At 64.7% G+C, this 20,921-nt stretch carries 16 protein-coding genes, 1 tRNA gene and 1 pseudogene; 7 read left to right on the top strand and 11 right to left on the bottom strand.

The window, feature by feature from the left end; all coding sequences use genetic code 11:
- Nucleotides 1–13: 13 nt before the first annotated feature.
- Both allE and QM685_RS12290 read left to right on the top strand, forming a co-directional pair.
- On the top strand, nt 14–820 hold the full coding sequence (allE, locus tag QM685_RS12295) for a (S)-ureidoglycine aminohydrolase (RefSeq protein ID WP_415116171.1): 807 nt from the start codon (nt 14–16) through the stop codon (nt 818–820).
- Between the two features lie 368 nt (nt 821–1,188).
- Nucleotides 1,189–2,937, top strand: a complete 1,749-nt coding sequence (locus QM685_RS12290) for an MFS transporter (RefSeq protein ID WP_415116169.1) — start codon at nt 1,189–1,191, stop codon at nt 2,935–2,937.
- A gap of 210 nt (nt 2,938–3,147) precedes the next feature.
- Here QM685_RS12290 and QM685_RS12285 read toward each other — a convergent pair whose 3' ends face one another.
- Both QM685_RS12285 and QM685_RS12280 read right to left on the bottom strand, forming a co-directional pair.
- A complete protein-coding gene (locus tag QM685_RS12285) occupies nt 3,148–4,614 on the bottom strand; it encodes an aldehyde dehydrogenase family protein (RefSeq protein ID WP_415116167.1) in 1,467 nt (488 codons plus the stop codon).
- Nucleotides 4,615–4,735: 121 nt separating this feature from the next.
- Nucleotides 4,736–5,923, bottom strand: a complete 1,188-nt coding sequence (locus QM685_RS12280) for a helix-turn-helix transcriptional regulator (RefSeq protein WP_415116165.1) — start codon at nt 5,921–5,923, stop codon at nt 4,736–4,738.
- A 266-nt stretch (nt 5,924–6,189) separates the two neighbouring features.
- Here QM685_RS12280 and QM685_RS12275 point away from each other — a divergent pair, with 266 nt between their 5' ends.
- Together QM685_RS12275 and QM685_RS12270 are read left to right on the top strand one after the other, a co-directional pair.
- Nucleotides 6,190–7,533: a UbiD family decarboxylase gene (locus tag QM685_RS12275; protein ID WP_415116163.1), complete on the top strand. Its 1,344-nt coding sequence runs from the start codon at nt 6,190–6,192 to the stop codon at nt 7,531–7,533.
- A complete protein-coding gene (locus tag QM685_RS12270) occupies nt 7,530–8,120 on the top strand; it encodes a UbiX family flavin prenyltransferase (protein ID WP_415116161.1) in 591 nt (196 codons plus the stop codon). Before QM685_RS12275 ends, QM685_RS12270 begins: the two co-directional genes overlap by 4 nt.
- 42 nt (nt 8,121–8,162) lie before the next feature.
- Here the strand turns inward: QM685_RS12270 and QM685_RS12265 are convergent, their stop codons facing one another.
- From QM685_RS12265 to QM685_RS12240, 6 genes are all read right to left on the bottom strand, one after another.
- On the bottom strand, nt 8,163–9,083 hold the full coding sequence (locus tag QM685_RS12265; protein WP_415116159.1) for an ABC transporter permease: 921 nt from the start codon (nt 9,081–9,083) through the stop codon (nt 8,163–8,165).
- A complete protein-coding gene (locus QM685_RS12260) occupies nt 9,080–9,883 on the bottom strand; it encodes an ABC transporter ATP-binding protein (protein ID WP_415116520.1) in 804 nt (267 codons plus the stop codon). Before QM685_RS12260 ends, QM685_RS12265 begins: the two co-directional genes overlap by 4 nt.
- A 29-nt stretch (nt 9,884–9,912) precedes the next feature.
- Nucleotides 9,913–10,947, bottom strand: coding sequence for an ABC transporter substrate-binding protein (locus tag QM685_RS12255; RefSeq protein ID WP_415116157.1), 1,035 nt, complete (start codon nt 10,945–10,947; stop codon nt 9,913–9,915).
- Between the two features lie 88 nt (nt 10,948–11,035).
- Nucleotides 11,036–12,475, bottom strand: coding sequence for a flavin monoamine oxidase family protein (locus QM685_RS12250; RefSeq protein ID WP_415116155.1), 1,440 nt, complete (start codon nt 12,473–12,475; stop codon nt 11,036–11,038).
- 25 nt (nt 12,476–12,500) lie between these two features.
- Entirely contained in the window at nt 12,501–14,249 is a 1,749-nt protein-coding gene (locus tag QM685_RS12245; protein ID WP_415116154.1) for a thiamine pyrophosphate-dependent enzyme, read from the bottom strand.
- Nucleotides 14,250–14,307: 58 nt separating this feature from the next.
- Nucleotides 14,308–15,462, bottom strand: coding sequence for a porin (locus tag QM685_RS12240; protein WP_415116152.1), 1,155 nt, complete (start codon nt 15,460–15,462; stop codon nt 14,308–14,310).
- Between the two features lie 405 nt (nt 15,463–15,867).
- Here QM685_RS12240 and QM685_RS12235 point away from each other — a divergent pair, with 405 nt between their 5' ends.
- From QM685_RS12235 to QM685_RS12225, 3 genes are all read left to right on the top strand, one after another.
- Nucleotides 15,868–16,632: an aspartate/glutamate racemase family protein gene (locus QM685_RS12235; RefSeq protein ID WP_415116150.1), complete on the top strand. Its 765-nt coding sequence runs from the start codon at nt 15,868–15,870 to the stop codon at nt 16,630–16,632.
- Between the two features lie 149 nt (nt 16,633–16,781).
- Nucleotides 16,782–16,868 (top strand) — tRNA-Leu (locus QM685_RS12230).
- A 398-nt stretch (nt 16,869–17,266) separates the two neighbouring features.
- Complete coding sequence (locus tag QM685_RS12225; RefSeq protein ID WP_415116148.1) at nt 17,267–18,310, top strand: PDDEXK nuclease domain-containing protein; 1,044 nt, start codon at nt 17,267–17,269, stop codon at nt 18,308–18,310.
- Nucleotides 18,311–18,333: 23 nt separating this feature from the next.
- Here the strand turns inward: QM685_RS12225 and QM685_RS12220 are convergent.
- The 3 genes and pseudogenes from QM685_RS12220 to QM685_RS12210 form a co-directional block, all read right to left on the bottom strand.
- A pseudogene (locus QM685_RS12220) lies at nt 18,334–18,484 on the bottom strand (helicase-related protein); the annotation flags it as partial.
- 276 nt (nt 18,485–18,760) lie between these two features.
- Entirely contained in the window at nt 18,761–19,588 is an 828-nt protein-coding gene (locus QM685_RS12215; protein ID WP_415116146.1) for an ABC transporter permease, read from the bottom strand.
- Nucleotides 19,585–20,910, bottom strand: a complete 1,326-nt coding sequence (locus tag QM685_RS12210; RefSeq protein ID WP_415116144.1) for an ABC transporter permease — start codon at nt 20,908–20,910, stop codon at nt 19,585–19,587. Before QM685_RS12210 ends, QM685_RS12215 begins: the two co-directional genes overlap by 4 nt.
- Nucleotides 20,911–20,921 lie beyond the last annotated feature (11 nt).

Genomic DNA, 20,921 nt, shown 5'->3' with positions numbered 1-20,921 from the left:
AGCGGATGCCGCAATGATCCGCGATATCACCAGAACCACTTTTCGGAAGAGAATCGACATGGACAGACAACCTCCCGGTATTTTTGGTCACAACCGCGCCGCGCTCACCCCACTCTATGCCGTGATGCCGGCCGCAGGAGTGCTGGACAGCCGCTTGCCGGATTTCAGGAATACCGTGGTGCGCGTACTGACCTCGCCCGCCATGGGGGCCAAATTCGCCCAGATCCTGCTCGAGATCGGTCAGGATGGCGGCATGACGAAGACTCGCGACGACAACCTTGAACATTTTTTCTATGTCGTCGGCGGGACCGCGGCTCTGGAGATTGGAGAAACGACGCACACGCTGGCGGCGAGCGGATACGCTTACGTGCCGCCTGGTGTTGCATATCGCCTGCAAAACCGGACAGACGTGGCGGCCAAGGTCATCTGGATCAAGCGGCCTTATGACAGGATCGATCTACCGGTCCCGCAAGCGTTGACAGGACATCGCGAAAATGTTCCGAAGGTCAACAAGCACACGACGGGTCGTTATTGGCAGCATCTGCTTCCCGCGGGCGACATGGCGTTCGACATGGAAGTCAACATTCTGGGCTTCGCACCCGGGACGTATTTCCCCTGTGTCGAAACACACGTGATGGAGCACGGCCTGTACATGCTGGAAGGACAGGGCATGTATCTGCTGGGCAACGACTGGCATGAATGCTGGACAACTGATTTTGTCTATATGGGACCCTTCTGCCCGCAGTTTTTCTATGCGACGGGTTGGGAGGAAGCCGCCTATCTGCTATACAAGGACGTCAACCGCGACGTGAAATTCTGATGGCCGATTGAGTCTCGCCGATCCGGCGTGCCTGTGGCGCAGTGCAGTGACGTATTTCTCGAACTGCGCAAGCCCGGTACGCCACCTCCCCTCGTCACCAGTGCCGCGCTTTGCGCCGCGGCACACCTGTCATATCGGGCTCGCAACGCCTTCCAGCGGCTTCACCTCCGACAGGTGATTCGCCCGACTCTTGTTCATTCGACGTTCTTCTTCGTGCCGAATCAATGACGTCGATTCTCTTCCGCTACCCCCGTCGCCGGCGGTCCCGTTGGCACATCCATCCATCGCATCAACCATGAACAGCGGATTCACGCCGCCGTTGCAGGTCGCAACTGCCGTACGCGGCGCGCATCGATAAACAACGGTACATGCTGGGCGGCAAATCAGACCAGATAGCTAGGGATTCGGGTGTAACGTCGACTCGAGGGTTGTGTTTGCAGGCGGGAGGCAATCATAGTCCTATCAGCACGATACGAAATCGATCACGGATCAGTCATATGGAGACGAGGAACAACGAGATGGATTCGACAGCACTCGCGCAATACGCCGCGGACGAGCCACGCACATCCCGATGGGTGGTACTGGGCGCATCGTTAGGTACCGTATTCGAATGGTACGACTTCTTCCTTTACGGCAGCCTCGCCACCTATTTCGGCATCTGGTTCTTCCCGCCGGACAATCAGACAGCCGGCCTGCTTGCGAGCCTGGCCACGTTCGGAGCGGGATTCGCGGTACGTCCGCTGGGTTCGCTCGTCTTCGGCAGGCTCGGCGACATGGCGGGACGCAAGAACACGTTTCTGCTGACGATCATTCTGATGGGCGTGTCCACGGCGGCAGTGGGTGTGCTGCCGACCTTCGATCACATCGGCTGGACCGCGCCCGTGCTGCTGGTAGTACTGCGGCTGATACAGGGGCTCGCGGTAGGCGGCGAATTCGGCGGTGCGACTGTCTACATCGCCGAGCATTGCGCGCCGCGCGTACGCGGCTACAAAACGAGCTGGATCCAGATCACCGGTTCCGCGGGATTTCTGCTGGCCACGGTGGTGATTTTTGCGGCGCGCGCCCTTATTGGCCCACAGGCATTTGCGCAGTGGGGCTGGCGCGTGCCGTTCGGGTTTTCTCTGGTGCTGCTGGCCGTGTCGATCTGGATTCGCTTCAAGCTCGACGAGTCCCCCGTCTACCTGAAAATGAAGGCTGCCGGCCAGGTGTCGAAAGCGCCGCTCACCGAAGCGTTCGCCGAGCCACGCAACCTCAGGGCCATGTGCATCGCGCTGCTCGGCGGCACCATGCCGCTCGGCGTAACGTCCATCGCGGCCTCCGTCGCTCCGCTGATCCTGCTGTCAGGTCCCCTTCACGTCGATGCGCTGCAGGTCTACGGGATGATGGCCGTCGCCCTGATCGTCACGCTGCCGCTGTATGTGGTGTTCGGCAGTTTGTCCGACAGGATCGGGCGCCGCAAAGTGATGCTCTGCGGTTGCTTGCTCGCGCTGCTTACGTGCTATCCGGTCTTCTCATTGCTGGGCCGTTATGCGAATCCGGGCCTGATGGAATTTCAGCAGCGCGTGCCCGTCACGGTCGCCGCGCGCGATTGTCATATGCGTTTCTTCGTAACACCGAACACCCGCCTGTCGACATGCGACAAGGCACAGCAGTTCCTGTCTCGCGCCGGAGTGAATTACACGAGCGTACCCGCCGACGGTACGGATGACGTCGTCACGCACATCGGCACGACCACCCTGACGGGCTTCGACGAAGCGCACTACCGGGCCGCCCTGGCGGCAGCGGGCTGGACGCCGTCGGCAAATCCCGCACGCGTCGACCGGGTCGCGGTAACCTTGCTGCTGATGGTGTTGCTGGCCTGTACCGCGATGATCAGCGGTCCGATGGCCGCTTATCTGAGCGAGCTCTTTCCAGCGCGGATCCGTTACACCGCGGTTTCCTTTCCATTCCATATCGGCAACGGCTGGTTCGGCGGCTTCCTGCCGCTGGTCATGAGCGCGCTCGCAACCAGTACGGGCAACATGATCGCCGGCGTGGCCTATCCGATCGTCATGCTGGCGATAGCGTTCGTCGTAGGCTTGCGTTATATGCGCGACGCCCCTGTCGAACCGATGTAGCAGGTCGATGAATTAAACAACCGGCCGGACCGGGGCAGCCCGATCAGTTGTTCTGATCGGGCTGCTTTCTTTTCGGCAGATCATGATGGATCTCCGTTACGTCTATCGCGTCTATCGGAATCGGCAACCCAGTAAAAAGGCCAGAACCGTGCAGACGATTCTGGCCGGCGCGTGACCGGCACGGCCGATGCCGTGCCGAAGCCCGATGTGTCAGTCCGCTGTTTCCGCGAGTTTGTCGAGGCCCGCGATTTCCCCTTCGTTCGCCAGCAGCGCACGCTTGCGCACATAGCGCATGATGCTCGTCGCGCCATAACGCGAGCCGCCCATCCCCGATTGCTTGAACGCTGTCTTTTCGCCGTCGAACATCATGACGCGCGGCAACTCGGTATCGTTGATGCTGACGCCGCCCGCCTCCATCTTCGTCGCGAAGTCTCCGGCAGTATGCGTGTCGGGGCCGAACACCGCGCCGCTCAGTCCATAAATTGAATCGTTCATCAACTGTTCGGCCTGTGCATCGCTGGCAAAGCGCATCACCGGCACGATCGGGCCGAACGTTTCTTCCGTCATCAGCTTCATGCCGTGATCGACATTCGTGACGATGGTCGGATCGATCCATACGGCGCCGTCCACGCGCTCGCTCCTGCCCCCGAGGGCGAGCGACGCGCCTTTGTCGATCGCGTCCCGCAGTTGCGCGTCGATGATCGACGCCTGTCGCTCGAATATCATTGGACCGTAGTGGCCGCCATCCCCCATCACATAGCTGCGCCGCAGACTCCCGGCCTGCATGCACAGCTCGTCGACGAGCGCGTCGTACAGCGACTCGTGAGCATAGACACGCTCGATCGCATAGCAGACCTGCCCGGAATTGTAGAGCGCGCTGCGCAGGATGCAGGTGGCCGCGCGCTTCACGTCGGAGCCCGCGAGCACCACCGCCGCGTCCTTGCCGCCGAGTTCGAGGAAAGCGGGAATGAACGCCTGCGCGGCCGCGCTCGCGATCTTCCGCCCGGTCGACACACTGCCGGTGAACACGACCGCGTCCGCCTGCGCAACGAGCGCCGCGCCCGTGTCCGCGCCGCCGGTCACCAGAGTAATCACGCCGCGCAACGCGGGCACGGCTTCGATCGAGCGGCGCAGCGGCTCGATGAAGCGCGGCGTGATTTCGCTCGGCTTGATCACGACAGTTGCACCCGCGACGAGCGCCGGAATCGCGTCGATGAACGACAGCACCAGCGGAAAATTCCACGGGCTGATCACGCCGACGACCGGATAAGCGGGGTACGTCACCTTGAACACGATATCCGGATGCGCGGCGAGCTTGCGAAACGGTGTCGCGAGCACGTTCGGCGCATGTTCGCAGAAACCGTGGATAAAGTGGGTCACGGCACCCAGTTCTTCGGCGGAGATGCGATGGCGCGCGGTATCGATCGACAGCGCGGTGACGATGTCGTCGCCATGCGCTTCGAGCGAGGCGGCCCACTCGAGCAGCGCCGCGGTGCGATGCGCCAGCCCGCCCGCCTCCCACGCGCGCTGCGCGCCGCGGCAACGGCCGCGCCGATCCGCGCGGCATCCATGTTTTCGATTTCGTAGTCGAACTCGCCGGTCCGAGGGTTGCGTACAGCGATAGAGGTCATCGTGTTTTCCTTGCGTTGCGAAGAGGTCGCCAGCCCGCGCGCTCAATCGCGCGGGTCTCGCGGTATCGATTCATGCTAGCAACGGAACAACGCGGGGAATACGCGCGCAGCGGCAATACAGCCGTTTTCCTATATCAAAGTGCGCGACGCGAACGCATGGGCAATACTCACGGCCGCTCGGACGGCGTGCGCTTCGCCGCGTCCTTGCACGGCGCGTCAGCGCGCGGCGCCGCTTCGTCAGCCGGCACGCGCCGCGCGATCTGGCGCGCGACCACGCCCCCGTCGGCAGGCGGCAGCGATGCATGGGATGACGCAAGCGCAATCGGACTCGCGAGACGGCGCGCGTCCTTGGGCGCGAAGCCGAAGTAGTCGCGAAACGCCGCCGTGAAACTCGTCTGATGCTGATAGCCGACCGCCAGCGCGACCTGTCCAACCGGCTGACGCTCGCCGACGAGCAGGCGCAGCGCATGGCTCATCCGGCAGCGATGGCCATATTCGAAGATCGTCATCCCGTACAGGAACTTGAACCCGCGTTTGAGCTTCGACGCGTTGGTACCGACCGCACGCGCGAGTTCGGGAATCGTCGGAGCGAGACGCATGTCGCCGACGATCATCTCCCGCGCCTGCTCGATCAGCCGCAGATCGCGCGCCGATAGCGTCTCGCCGGGGTTATCGGCCCGCGCGTGCGCGAGCCACATTTCGATGCATGCGCAAAGGATCTCGGTGCACTTGCCTTCCAGATAGAGCATCTGCCGCGCGCCCCGGTACGGCGACGCAAGCAGTTGTCCGGCGATCTGAAGCGCCTCGACGCTGAACGGCATCTGGCGGTTGTAGATCTGATCGAATGCGACCGCCGCGAGCTCGGCGTGAATGCGGTCGGCCTCGCTGCCGAGCGCGCGCAGCAACCGGTCGAAATAGCGCTGGGTGACGTAGAGCCCGACCGATTGCCAGGGGCCCGGCCCGCACGTCACCTGATAGCGCACATCGGCGCCCTGGCGGCATACGAGCAGATTCGGCGCGTTGACCTGCAGCGTGCCCGTATCGGAGAAGTCGACGCTTGCCGGCCCGGACAGCGAAAAATGGAACTCGACGAACGATTCGGGCAGCACGCTCTCCGAGCGGCTGTGTGCGTAATTGCAATCGGAAATGACGAGGAATATCTCGTCGCGAATGCTGGCCATGCGCCAGACGCCCTCTTCCGCGCCGCCCGGCACCGGCACCACGGCGCCATACAGTCCGAATTCGGGCACGCTGATGCAATCGGGCCGCGTGCGCAGGTTGTCGAACGCCTCGGTCAGGCGGGACTCGGGTCCGGCGAGTGAAGTGCGAAACAGACCAGATGACGACGTCGGCATAACGGGCTCCGGATGAAGGGCGGCACGGCCACCCGGCATTATCCGCCCGCCGCGAACGCGCGCGACGCGCGGCCACGCGCTGTCGCGCGGATAAAAACCGCATTTCCTAATTCGGCGCCCCGATCGATGCGCTGGCGCCGCCGCGTCGCGGGTATAAGTCGAAGATCGGCCACACCGCGCGGTGACGCGACGTCTGCCTGTCGTCGCGCCCATGCGGTGAACCGCCACTGCATTCCACTCCATCCCTGAACGGAAGTCGCGACACGATGAGACATTACCTTTCCCGCCTGCGCGCGCGCGGCGAACTGCTGAGCGTCAAGCGCGAGGTCGATCCGCGCTACGAAATCGCCGCGGTCGCGCGCCGGCTTCAGCAGGAAACGACGAGGCCCGTGCTGTTCGAGAACGTTCGTGGCAGCCGCCTGCCGGTGCTGATGAATCTGTACACCGACCACCGGCGGCTGTGCGAAATCATCCGCTGCGAAGGCAACGAAACATTCTGCGCGCGGCTCGATCGCGAAATCTCGCTCGCCGCGACGCTCGAGACGCCGACCGAACGCGTCGGGATGCCCGCCGACTGGATCACGGGCAAGCTCTCCGACCTGCCGGTTCCCACGTATCACGCGCGCGACGGCGCGCCGTACATCACGGCCGGCGTGTTCGTTGCCAAAGACCCCAGCGGCGGCCGTGCGAATCTCTCGTTCCATCGTTCGATGATCGTCTCCGACGACGAGTTGCGCATCCGGCTCGGCGGCACCCACGATCTCGCGCGTTTCCAGCAGCAGGCCGAAGCCCGCGGCGAACCGCTGGAGGCCGCGATCCTGATCGGCGCGGATCCCGAGATATTCATGAGCGCATGCGTGTCGTTGCCGCCGGACGGCGACGAGCTCGCGCTCGCCGCCGCCATGCGCGGCGGCCCGATCGCCATGCGCCCGGCGTGCACGATCGATCTCGAGGTGCCCGTCTCGGCCGAGATCGTCATCGAAGGACGCATTCTGCCGAACGTGCGCAGGCCCGAAGGTCCGTTCGGCGAATTCATGGGCTATTACGTCGAAGTCGGCGACAACCATGTGTTCGAAGTCACCCATGTCGGCTGGCGCGAAGGCGCGGTCTTTCAAGGTCTGATCTGCGGTTCGCACGAAGATCTGCGTCCGCTCGAAGCCGCCACCGCCGCGCGCATCTACAAGGCCATTTCGAGCCAGGTGCGCGGGGTGCTCGACGTGAGCTGCCGGCCGACCGTGATGAACACCATCATCAAGCTCGACAAACAGTACGAAGGTCACGCGCAACACGCGCTGCTCGCCGCGCTCGGCTCGCATCTCGACTACAACAAGCTCGTCATCGTAGTGGACAAGGATGTCGACATCTACGACATGGAAGACGTGATCTGGGCGTTTCTCACGCGAGGGCGAGCCGACACGCGCACGATGGTGCTGCACGACGTGCCGGGCTTCTACCGCGACGCGCACAAGGACCACTGGGGCCGTCTCGCGCTCGACGCCACCCGGCCGTGGGGGCGCGAGGCCGAGTTCGAGCGCAAGACCATTCCCGGTGACGCACAGATCGTGCTCGACGACTACCTGCCGCATTTCTCCGCGCAGGCGGCGACATGAGCGGTGTCGCGCAAAAGCGCGTCGTCGTCGCGATCACGGGCGCGACGGGCGCTGTCTATGGCGTGCGGCTGCTCGACATGCTGCGCCGCTGCGGCGTCGTCACGCATCTGGTGGTGTCGCGCGCGGGCTGGATGACGCTGCTCGACGAGACCGGTCTCGAGCGCAACGCGCTGCGCGACGCGGCGAGCGTCTGTCACGACCCGAACGAGGTGGGCGCGAGCATCGCAAGCGGCTCGTTCCTGCACGACGGCATGGTAATCGCGCCATGCTCGATGAAAACGCTCGCGGCCATCGCCCACGGCCTCGACGACAACCTCGTTGCGCGGGCCGCGAGCGTCACGCTCAAGGAGCACCGCAAACTCGTGCTGCTCGCGCGCGAAACCCCGCTCACGCTCGCGCATCTGCGCAACATGACGCTGGCGGCCGAGATGGGCGCGACGGTGATGCCGCCGCTGCCCGCGTTCTATGCAAAGCCCGACAGCCTCGAAGCGATGGTCGACTATACGGTGATGCGCGTGCTCGATCAGTTGCACATCGAGCCGCCGGCGGCCATGCCACGCTGGCAAGGACTTTTCGCCGCGCGCTAGCCTGCTCGCGCCGGCCGCGCCTCGCGCAGCAGACCTGTCCCGTCAACCTGCTTGCACCGTTGCCCCGGCGGACTTCCGGCGATTTGCACCGCGCTTCCCGCGCTGTGCCATCGAGAGCAGCGTGACGAGCACGAACAAAGACGTAACGAGCTTCAGGTCGGAAGGCTGGAAGCCGATCACGAGCACGACGGAAATGAGCTGGAAATAGACGACCGAGCCGAGGACAGGCGCGAGCACCTGACGCACCATCGAGCGATTGCCGACGATCGCCTCGCCGAGCAGCAGCGCCGCGAGTCCGTTGACCAGCACGCCGAAGCCCATGTTCACGTCGGCGAAACCCTGGTTCTGCGCGAGCAGCGCGCCGCCGAGCGCCGCGAACAGATTCGCGAGACCGAGACCGACCAGCGTATAGACCTTCACGTTGATGCCCTGCGCCTTGGCCATCGACGGGCTCGAGCCGATCGCGCGCATCGCCAGCCCGTGCTGCGTGCCGAGGAACCAGAGCACGCCCGCGCCGAGCACGGTGTCGATCGCGCCGAGCAGCACGATACGCGGCAGATAACCGCCACCCGCGTCCGGCAGCCACGAGAATACGCTCGCATAGGCGAACAGCGCCGAGTTCGGCTGCCCCATCACGCGAATGTTGACCGAGTACAGCATCGAGAGCACGAGAATGCCGCACAGCAGCGTGTTGATCTTCGCTTTCTCGTGGATCGCGGCGGTGAGCAGCCCCGCGGCGAAACCCGCGAGCGCGCCGCCGAGCAGCCCGATCACCGGATCGAAGCCCATCATCAGCAGCTTCGCGCAGACGCACGCGCCGAACGGAAACGACCCCTCGGCCGTCATGTCCGAAAAGCTGAGAATGCGAAACGGGATCATGATTGCGAGCGCAATCAGCGCATAGGTCAGGCCCTGCATCATCCCGACCGGAAAAAGCCCGATAAAGCCACTGATCAGATTCATGCGTTCACCGTTCGCGTGATGGGCTGCTCTTCGTTGAAGGTCGCCATCAGGCGCTCCATCGTCATCGCGCGTTTCGCTTCGCCGGTCAGATCGCCCACGATGCGGCCATCGCGCATCATCACGAGACGGTTGCCGAAATCGAGCGCGTGCTGCATGTTGTGCGTCACCATCAGCGTCGTGAGTTTCGCTTCGCGCACGACCTGTTCGGTCACGCGCATCACGATCGCGGCGGTGCGCGGATCGAGCGCGGCCGTGTGCTCGTCGAGCAACAGCAGCAGCGGTCGCTGCAGCACGGCCATCAGCAGCGAGAGCGCCTGCCGCTGGCCGCCCGACAACAGCGACGCCTGGGCCTTCATCCGCTTCTCGAGGCCGAGGTCGAAAGACGCGATCCGGTCGCGGAACGCATCGGCCTGCGCGCGCGTGAGTCCGCGCCCGAAGCCACGCGCGAAGCCGCGCTGGTTCGCGACGGCGAGATTTTCCTCCAGGCTCAGCGCGGCGGCCGTGCCGATCGACGGGTCCTGGAACACCCGTGCAATATACCTGGCCCGCCGGTGCGTCGGCAGCGCGGTGATCTCGCGGCCATCGATCGAGATCGACCCCTGGTCCGGCATCACCTCGCCCGCGAGCAGATTCAGGAAAGTCGACTTGCCCGCGCCGTTGCCACCCACCACCACCGCGAAATCGCCGGGCAACAGCTTCAGCGACACGTCGGTCAACGCAACACGCTCGTCGATCGTGCCGGCATGGAACGTCTTGCCGATCCGCTCGACCGACAGGAGCGGCGTGTCCTTTTCATGCATCGTCATCACCCGGGCGGATTGCCGCGTTTTCAGTTGATCAGGCATCGGCAATCCTCGAAAGACTTCGGAATGGTCAGACCCAGCTTCGCGAACTGGCCGCGGCTGATCGACATCACGTAGTCCGACTTCGCCGGCTTCATGACGGGCAGTGCCGAGGTAGCCTCGCCCTTCAACGCGCGCACCGCCACCCGCGCCGCGTTCGCGCCGACCGATTCGAGCGATACCGCATACGACGCATCGGCCATGCCCCGCTTGATGGCTTCCGTTTCCGAGCTGATGACCGGCACCTTCATCCTCTGCATGGCCGCGGCCACGGCGGGAATGGCCGACTGCACGAGATTCGAGCCCGTGATATAGACGAACCCCACGCCGTTCAGCAACTGCGCGCGCTGCGTGATGTCGTTCACGCTGTCCACGCTCACCGGCCGGAACTCCAGTCCCGCGCGCGCGGCGGCAGCCTGCAACGCATGGGTCGTGACGACGTCGTTGGCCTCCCCGGCATCGTAAAGCGCACCGAACGATTTCACGCCCGGCAGCAGCTTTTTGGCGAAGGCAAGCACCGCATCGAAGTCCTGCAGATCGGACGCGCCGGTGAAGCGCTCGCCGCCATGCGTCCAGCCCGGCGTGAGACCGGCCGCGACCGGATCCGTGACCTCCGCGAAAATCAGCGGAATATGGCGATCGCCTACCGCCGACAACGCGACCTGCGACACGGATGTCGTCAGCGTCAATATCAGCGCGGGCTGCTTCGACAGGATCTGCGAGAACATTTGCGGCATCAGCGCCTGCGTGAAATTCGCGTCGCTGTACACATAGTCGACGTTCTTGCCATCGACGTATCCCTCGCGCGCCATCTCGTCCTTGAACCCCTGAATCGTCCTCGCGAGCGACGGATGCGGCCCGAGGTTCGCAATGCCGACCGTCACCGGCTGGCTGGCCTGCGCACTCGCCGGCGCCGGCGCGGCCAGCCAGCCGGCGAGCGCGATCACTCCCGCGACGAGCGCCGCGCGCCATGTCTGCCGCGCAACGGGCTTGTGAAGTGCTGTAGTGGTCGATTCGTTCATTACGGGTATCCCGCGGGTAGATGGGTGGGGAATTTGTAGCATCGATAGCGCGGGCGAACTTATTCGACAGGCGGCTTTTGCCGTTTCGCTAAGAATTCGTTCGCTTTGCCTGGATTTGCGCGCGTTCGAGCACGATCCCGGCGGCGCGCTCGCCGCTCGCGCAGGCTCCCGTGAGCAGCGCCTGCGCGGTCCAGTCGCCGCAGTAGACGACCGGCCGCTCGCTCGCGCGCGCCGGGTCTTCCTGCCAGCGCCAGAATGCGCGCAAGCGCTCGCCGTAGCCCGGCGCGAATACCGGCAATTTGCAAGGTAGCCACTGATTGGCGACTGCCACGACGTGCCGGTCGAAATCCGGCACGCGCGCGCGCAACTCGTCGCGCAGGAGCGTATCGAGGTCGTCCGTGCAGCCGCGCCGCCGCGCTTCGTCCACGGCCTCGGGGGTCAACTGGCAATAGATCTGCGTGAGCGGTCGGCCGCTCGCCGGCGCCGCCGGCATCTGCTGAAACGTCGAGATGCGGCTCGCGACGTCGCGCGACGCGAACTGCATCAAGGCGGGCAGCGGCTGCGCGAAGCCATAGTGAACGACACCGAGCGCGTTGTATCGCACCTCGGCAAGCATCTCGCGTTCCGCGGCCTCGGGCGTGCGCATCAGCGCGCCCGCGAGCGAGCCCTCGACCGCGCAGACCACGTGATCGGCCAAAAGCGTCTCACCGCCGGCGAGCGTCACCGCGACACGCCGCGCATCGGCCTCGCGCCGATATTCGACCGACGCAACCCGCGCGCCGGTTCGCACGTCCAGTTGCCGGGCGAGTGTCTGGCACACGAGTCCCATTCCGCCTCGCAAGGTATGGACCGTGTCCTCGCCGACGAGATGCGGCACCGTGGTGAGATAGAACAGCGACGACAGCGTCTCCGGATTGAAGCTGCGCGTCGCGCGAAACACCGGTTCGACCAGGCTTGCGAGCGCATGCGGACCGATCTCGCCGCGTATGTAGTCGGCCAGCGTCAGCCGGTCGGCTGCGGGATCGACGTCGAGCGCGCTCACCGCCCAGTCCGGGTCGACGCGGCGCTTCAACGCCCGCATCCGCAGCGCGTGCGCGATCAGCGCCACGCGCTCGCCCATCGGCAGCCCCGGTGTCATCAGCGAACGCACCGTCGGCATCAGTTCGATCAGATGCTCGCCGCGCGGCGTCACGCAGCGTGCGCTCAGATTGCGTAGCGGGATCAGCGCGTCGCCGAGCGCGAGGTCGGCAATCAGCCGGTTGAATGTGCGCCCGAACGGATAGACGAGCCGCGCGCCGCTGTTGAACACGAGGTCGCCGGCGTGCCGGTCGCCCATGCGGCCACCGACCGTATCGGCCGCCTCGAGCACCGTCACGCTCAGGCCCGCCTGCCGGAGCCGGTACGCCGCCGTGAGCCCGGCAATGCCGGCGCCGATCACGACGACCTGTGCGCCGTTGCCGCCCGACCTTGCGGCCGCCATGGACGGATCGCGCGCGAGCGCGTCCGCCGTACAGAGTTTTTCAGTCATCTCGACACGACACGACGTTCAGGGTTTACGCAAGCGGCTTGCCGACCGAACGCGGCACGCGCAGCTCGATCAGCTTGACGCCCGGCCGCGCGAGCGCATCGGCGAGCGCAGGCGCGAACCCGGCCGTCTCGTCGACCACCCATCCCCTGGCGCCGAATGCGTTCGCGAGCGCGGCGAAATCGATCATGCCGAGTTCGGTGCCGACGCTGCGCCCGAACAGGCGTCGTTGCGCGCCGTCGATCGCGCCGTACGCGCAGTTGTTGATCACCAGCACGAGCAGCGACACGCCGAGGCGAACCGCCGTCTCCAGTTCCTCCACGTGCATCGTCAGGCAGCCGTCGCCGGCGATCGCAACGATCTGGCGTGTCGGCGCAGAAACGAGCGCCGCGCCGATGGCCGCCGCGAGACCGTAACCCATCGCCCCGCTCTTCGGCCCGAGTTGGGTCCCGTAGCGGCGATGCTTCAGATAGCGCTGCGGCCACACTGCATACGCGCCCGCGCCGGACGTGACGATCGCGTCATCGTCGAGCGCGTCGTTCAGCGTCGCGTAGACGGCGCGCAGATCGACGGGGCCTTCGCAGCGTCCGCCCGACACGAACGCAAGCCGCGCGGCGCGCGCATCGGCCAGCCAGCGCCGGCGTTCGTCGAGTCGCTCGGGCGCGATCCAGGGCTCGGCTTCGGCCATGCTCTCGCGATACCAGGCATCGACCGCGGCATTCGGCTCCGCGAGCAGCGCGAGGTCGGCATGATAGACCGCGTTCAGCTCGCTCGCATCGGCATGGACATGCACGAGGCGCTGCGCACGCATGCGCCGGTTTGGGTCCGGCTCGATCAGCGCGAAGCCCTTGAAGCCCTCGCCGAGCGTGTTCAGCTCGCCGAGCCGCCCGTTCAGCACGATCAGCAGGTCCGCATCGGCGACGCGCGCGGCGAGCGCCGGGTCGATGCCAATGCCGATTTCGCCGATGAAAACGTCGTCGTCGTGATCGACCAGATCGCGGCGGCGATAGGTGGTCGCCACCGGTATCGCGTGCCGATGCGCGAGCTCGGCGAGCCGCGTCAGCGAACCCGGCTGCCAGCCCGTGCCGCCCGCGACCAGCACTGGCCGGCTCGCGTGCCGCAGCAGATCGCGCAACGAGCCCAGTTCGTCGTGCGCGATCGAAGGCCGCGGTGCGCACGGCAGCAATGGAACCGACGCGCGCGCCTGCGCCTGCGCGACGTCTTCCGGCAGCACCAGCGCCACCGGCCCGCGCCGTCCGCTCATCGCGATGCTCCACGCGCGCGCGAACATTTCGCCGATCCGCTCCGGCGCGTCGATCGTGCCGACCCATTTCGTCAGTGATCCAAACGCTTTCGGGAAATCGTCATACCCGAGCATCGCTTCGCGGCCGGAAATCGCGCGGCTCGCCTGACCGATGATCAGGATCATCGGCGCGCTGTCGGTAAAGGCGGTGTGCACCGCGAGCGTCGTGTTCAGCGCGCCGGGCGCGCGCGCGACGACGCATACGCCAGGCTTGCCGCTCAACTGCCCGATCGCTTGCGCGGCGTAGGCACAACCGGCTTCGTGGCGAAAGCTCGCCAGCGCGATCCGCGGTGCGTGGGTCGCGAGCGCATCGACGACCTCCAGCACGCCCTCGCCCGGAATGTACGTGACGACGGGAACGTCGAAGGCCGCCAGCGTATCGGCGAGGATTCGCGCGCCGCTCGCCGCCGGCTGCGCATCCACGGCTGTCGTACTGTCGCGCGGGGCGTCACCCGCGGCTCTTTCTCGATTCATCTGCTCCTCGGCATGTCATTCATCCTGTACGGTTGCTCCGCTACCCGGCGCGACGCGCTCAGAATCGATGGTAAATCCCCGCGGTGATCGCGACCTGACGTTTGGTCGACGAGGCGCCACCGCTGCCGCTCGCATACTCGATATTGGCGTGCTGCGCATCGCCTGCCGCCAACTGGAAGATACCGACCAGGTACAGCGCCGTGCGCTTCGAAAGGAAATAGTTGTTGATCAACGAAAACTGATGATATTGAGGGCGGAAGTCGGTCGGTTGCACGTCGCCGAGGGTATACACATAGTCGAAGTTGACCTGGAAGACGGGCGTAAAGAAGTGGCTGACGTTCGCTTCGAGATTGGTGTAGCTCGCCCGCCCGTTCTGCAGGCCAAGCTGCCCGACACCGAGGTTGTCGAAGCGGCTGTGCGTAACGACGAGCCCGGCGAAGGTATCGCGCGTGAACGCATACTGGCCACCCGCGCCATACAGCTCCATGCTCGACGGCGTGATCGCATAAGTGTAGGTCGGCGAGGCGGCCGAAATCGACGCGAATTGCGACGTGTTCCAGAGCCCCTCGCTGGCGGCCGACGCGGGATGATTCATCCGCATGTACGCGGCGGACAGCTTGACGCTGCCCTGCGCGTAGTTCACGCCGAAGCCGAGCGCGCTCTGGTTGCCGAAGCTGCCGGCCACGCCGCCGAAACTGTACATCGCACCCGCCTGCAGGCCCCGGTACGACGGCGACACGTACTTCACGGCATTATTCGTGCGGAACTGATAGTTAAAGTTGTTGTTGTCGCCCACGGTCGCGGTATAGCCGTTCCACATGAGCGGCGACGAATACTGCGCGAGCCAGTCCTGCGTGAGATCGTACTGGCGCCCGAATGTCAGCGCGCCGAAGCGGTCGTCCTGCAGGCCGACGTACGCCTGGCGTCCGAACAGACGACTACCCTGGGCCATCGTACCGGTGTTCGGATTGAAACCACCCTCGAGCACGAACACGCTGCGCGTGCCGCCGCCGAGATCCTCGACACCGCGAAAGCCCCAGCGGCTAGGACCGTTTGCCGTACCCAGCGAAGCGCCTTTCAGCGAGTTGTTCGAATAGATGAGACCTCCCATGACCACCCCGTACAGGGTGACACTGGAACCCGTCGTACTGCTCTGCGCGTGTGCTGCAAGTGCCACCGAAAGAAGCAGGGCCGTGGTACAGATACGTTTCATCTTTATAGTCCGGTGATAAGACGGTGAGGAACGGAAACTGGATGGGTCGGGTCGTGCACGCCGCGTTCACCCATGAACGCATTCGCAGGGACAAAGACTAGAAAGCGACACCCCTTATGACAATCGCACCAAAATAGTTAGAACCGTTTTCCTTCATCTAAGGATCGCTTCACTAGGGCGACGCGTCTGCCCGCGCGTTGTACGGAACTCCGGCTAGCGACGGCATGATTCGACGTGCTTGCCCGGTTCATGTGCTTTGCGCTTCAAGAACTAGTCAATCGGAACTGTTTGTGTCCCTGCAAGGAATTGCGCCCGGGTGATGGGCGAAAATTCGACGCGTCGGGTCTATCCGCGCGCGGGTGACGATATGAGTCCCGCCGCGGAACCCAGCAATTGACGACGACAATGAGCAAAGAGACGCTTTCAAGCCGCGCAATCGCGGCGCCGGCTACGCGTGCGCGCACCGTTCATGGCGTGAGCATGGGCATCCTGACGCTCGACACCGGCTTCGAGCGCTTGCCCGGCGACATCGGCCACGGCGCGACCTGGCGCTTCCCGGTGCAGTATGGCGTCGTGACCGGCGTGACCGGCCCTCAGGTGATGGCGGCGACAGGCGGCGACTTCGCGGCCGCGCAGCCGTTGATCGACCGGTTCGCCGAAGCCGCCGCGCGGCTCGTCGAGCTCGGCGTGGACGGCATCGCGACGAGCTGCGGGTTCCTGGTGGCGTTCCAGGCGGCGCTGACGGAATGCTGCACGGTGCCGGTCGCGACCTCGGCGCTGCTGCAGATTCCCTCTGTCGCGGCGCTGCTGCCGCAACGGCAGTGCGTCGGCATTCTGACCGCGCGCCGGAGCGCGTTGACGGCCGGGCACCTGCGCGCGGCGAACGCGCCAGCCGATCTGCCCGTCGCGGGCCTGCGCGACGATAGCCGCTTCCTGAAGAATCAGCTCACGAACGCGCCGCGGGTCGATTTCGACGAACAGGCGAACGATCTGCTCGAGTGCGCGAACCGGCTGATGTCCGGGCATCCGAACGTCGGCGCCATCGTCAGCGAATGCAGCAACTTCGCGCCCTACTCGGCGCTGTTGAGCGAGCGGTTCGGCGTTCCCGTGTTCGACATCGTCACGATGGTCGAGTGGTTTCATGGGGGGCTGCGGCCGAGGCGCTTCTGACGTTTCCGATCCCTGCGCCGTGCAACGCGGCGAGCCGGACACGTTACGTGCTAGAGATCCGGCCAATTCATTTGCTCGCGGCATTTGTTTGAAGCAGGGATTGACAAACTTGATCATCTCGCTAGAATAACGGTCTAGCTTGAAGACGTGCCCAGGTGGCGGAATTGGTAGACGCACTAGGTTCAGGTCCTAGCGGTGGCAACACTGTGGAGGTTCGAGTCCTCTCCTGGGCACCAGAAAAATAGATCCAGATTAGCTTGCTGGATGATGGCAAAGTCCGCTCTATTGCGGACTTTTTGCTTTTGGGGGCGCCTGAAAGACGTCGCGTCCCGCGACAAGCCGACATCGAGTGAGTACGTTTTTTGAGTACATGAAAGTTCGAGTCCTGGAAATGTACTCACCGCACCGCCTCGCATTTCTGCCGCAGGGCGCAAAACCAGGTTTGCCTTCCATCGTTTCTCCCCGCAGTCCAACACGCCTTACTTCGCCGACATCGCTAACAGTTGCTGCGCCGGCCGCAGACTTCGCACGTGCAGTTGGAGCACAGCTCTGGCGCCTCGGCCGTTGCCGTGGCCAATCTCACCCAGGATAATGCCTACTCCTGCTGACTAACGCCGCGCGCACGGACGGCTGCATGACCGACTCTCCAAGCCCTTGGGGCGACGACGATTACCGACACTGGTTGACTGAGCTCAAGCAACGGGTCGAGTTCGCTCGTCAACGTGCAGCGGCAAGCGTGAATCGCGAACTGGTCACTCTGTACTGGCAGATCGGGCGCGATATCCTGGACCGTCAGCAACGCCAAGGCTGGGGCGCAAAGGTCATCGACCGGCTTGCACGGGATCTAAAGGCGGCTTTTCCCGACATGCAAGGATTTTCACCGCGCAATCTGAAGTACATGCGGGCGTTGGCCCAGGCATGGCCGACGCCGGCAATTGTGCAACAGGCCGTTGCACAATTGCCTTGGTCTCATATCGTGACCTTGCTGGACAAGCTCAAGGAGCCGAGCGCACGCGACTGGTACGCGGCCCAATCGCTCGAGCACGGCTGGTCCCGCAACGTCCTTGCGATGCAGATCGATACCCACGCTTATTCGCGCGCCGGTGCCGCCATCACCAATTTTGACGCGCGGCTGCCGCCGCCGCAATCCGATCTGGCGCGCGAAGCATTGAAGGATCCGTACGTGTTCGATTTCCTGGGGCTAACGGAAGATGCTCAGGAGCGCCATATCGAAACTGAGCTCACGCGTCACATTACGCGTTTTCTGCTCGAGCTGGGCGCGGGCTTCGCGTTCGTTGGTCGCCAGTACCGGCTCGTAGTCGGTGGCGACGAATTTTTCATCGACCTGTTGTTCTATCACCTCAAGCTGCGCAGCTACGTGGTGGTCGAATTGAAGGCGACGCCCTTCCGTCCCGAATACGCGGGCCAACTCAACTTTTATCTCTCTGCGGTCGACGCGGAACTGAAGGGGCCCGAGGATCAGCCGACGATCGGCTTGCTCTTATGCCGGGAAAAGAACCGGCTCGTCGCAGAATACGCGCTGCGCGGGATGACCAATCCGATGGGCGTCGCGGAATACCAGCTTTTGCGTCAGGTGCCGGCCCCGCTCGAAGCGGGCTTGCCATCGATCGATCAGATCGAGGCGGAACTCGGCCCCGATCTGCCCGACGCCGAATGACGTCGGTATAAAAGGCGTCCAGCGGGATAGTAGACGTAGACATCTCGCTCTTGACCGATGCGATGGCGCGGTCTGTAGGCTGATCCTCTTTGGCTGGGTCCACGTGCGCATGTAGTGGATCACATGATTGGCCGCCTGAATGTTGACGCCAAACCCTACGGCAAGCAGAGAAAGACCGCCCACAAGGTCTTACGGGGGTTTTTGTTTATGCCGGCCAAGCCGGAACACGGCAAGCCATGCGCGGATGAGTGCGTTTTTAAGTACATTGAAAGTTCGAGATCACCCGATGTACTCACCCTGTCTCTCACCGTCCGCGAAGTCGAAGCCTCCCGCCCCGGCCGAAGCCCTACGGTGTCGCCGACGGCGACGGTCCGGTCGCCGATATTCTCAACCTCGATAACATGCTCCATTGCACCGCTATCGAAGGCGAGACCTCTGGCCGGTTAACGGCTAACGGGCAACGGCGGACTTGCGCCGCAGCCATTCACCCAAGACCAGCAGCGAGATCGAGAACAGCACCAGGATCGTGGCCAACGCAACGATCGTCGGCGTAATGCTGTCACGAATGCCGCTGAACATCTGGCGCGGTATCGTGACCTGATCCGGGCCGGCGAGAAACAACGTGATGACGACTTCGTCGAACGACGTGGCGAATGCGAACAATGCGCCGGAAAGCACGCCTGGCAGGATCAGCGGCAACGTCACGCGGAAAAACGTCTCCACGCGTCCCGCGCCGAGGCTCAGGCTTGCGTTCACGAGCGTCCTGTCGAAGCCCTTCAGCACCGCGCCGACCGTCGTCACCACGAACGGCGCGCCCAGCAGCGAGTGCGCGATGATGAGCCCGACGAATGTCCCCGCCAGATGCAGCCTCATGTAGAACAGGTACATGCCGACGGCAACCACGACCAGGGGCGCCACGAGCGGAGAAAGAATCACCGCGGTCAGCAGCCGCTTGCCCGGAAAGCTCGCACGGTCGAGCCCGAGCGCGCAAAGCGTACCGAGCACGGTGGCCAGCACCGTGGCGCTCGGCGCGACGATGAAGCTGTTGCGGATTGCGCGCCACCAGATATCGGAAGTGAACAGCACGCGATACCAATGGAGCGACCAGTGCGACACCGGGTACACGAGGAACGAATCCGCCGAAAACGACAGCGGCACGAGCGCGACAATGGGCAGCGCGAGATACGCGAGCAACCCGTAGCAGAGCACGCGCAACGCGATGTACCAGACTTTCTCCGGCAAGCCTGTCGACGGCTCGAATGCGGGCATGAGTCTCATGGCGTCACCGCCGCCCGGAACATGTGCCGGCGCCCTGCGATGAGCATCCGGTAGACGACGAACAGCAACGCGGTCGCAATCAGCAGCAGCGCGCTCAACGCGGCGGCGAGACCCCAGTTGATCGAGGTGTTCGTGAAGTAGGCGATGTAGTAGCTCAGCATCTGGTCGCCCGCCCCGCCGAGCAGCGCCGGCGCGATGTAGTAGCCGAGCGCGCTCACGAACACGAGAAGCGCGCCGGCTGCGACGCCGGGCGCCGTGAGCGGTGCGTAGACCCGCCAGAACGCGCTGAACGGATGACTGCCGAGCGAGACGGCGGCGCGCTGATAGGTGGGTGGAATGCCTCGCATGACCGCGTTCAGCGGCAAGACCATGAACGGAATCAGGATGTGCACCATCGAAATGACGACGCCCGTGCGGTTATAGATGAGATCGAGCGGCGTATCGACGACGTGCATCGCGAGCGCCAGCCGGTTGATCACGCCCTCGCGCGGCAGCACGACCATCCAGGCCGCGATGCGCACGAGAATCGACGTCCAGAACGGGATCAACACCGCCATCAGCATGAGCCGCTGCCGCGCCGCGGGAAGCCTGCTCAGCCAGTAGGTAAGCGGAAAGCCGAATACGACGACGAGCGCGGTCACCACTGCGCTGATTCCGAAAGTGCGCCCGAGTATCGGCAGAAAAACGCGCTGCTCGGGCGGCAGCATGGCGACGCTGCCGTTGGTGTCGAGATGGCTGTCGACGGCGCGCAGCAGATAGACAGCCGTCAAAGGCCGCACCGCGCGTCCGATTGCCTGCCACGTTTGCGCGTCGCCCCAGCGCGCGTCGAGCTGAACCAGATCCGCTTTCGCGGCGGCGCCGTCACGGGCGGCGCCTGCCGGCCCCGCGCTTTCGGCAAGGTGATCCAGGTGGCGGCGCGTGCGCAACAGCAGCACCCGCATGCCGGGCACGTCGCGGTTGAGCCGCTCCGTCGCGTCGCCGAGCGTCCCCGCGTCGTCCGCGGCGACGATATCGGCCGATAGCGTGCTGAACGCCGCCGCGGGCGGCACCGACACGCCGTCCCAGGTCGCCAGTGCGCGCGCCGTGGCCGGGAACGCCTGCGCGACTGCCGGATCCCACGCAGCCCGCGTCAACAGGCTCGCGATCGGCACGACGAAAAAGACCAGCATGAACAACGCAAGCGGCGCGATCAGCAGCAGCGCGCCGCCCACATCGCCACGTGAGCGCGGCCTGCGCGCAACGCGCGAGCGAGCGGCCGCGGGCGGGCGCTCCGGCGCGTCGACCATCGTTCCCATCTCCTGAGCGCCCGACGGATTCGACATGGCGGCCGCCC

It is taken from the genome of Paraburkholderia sp. (genome assembly GCF_047605525.1).
Lineage (GTDB): Bacteria > Pseudomonadota > Gammaproteobacteria > Burkholderiales > Burkholderiaceae > Paraburkholderia.
This window is presented reverse-complemented; position numbering and strand designations above follow the sequence as displayed.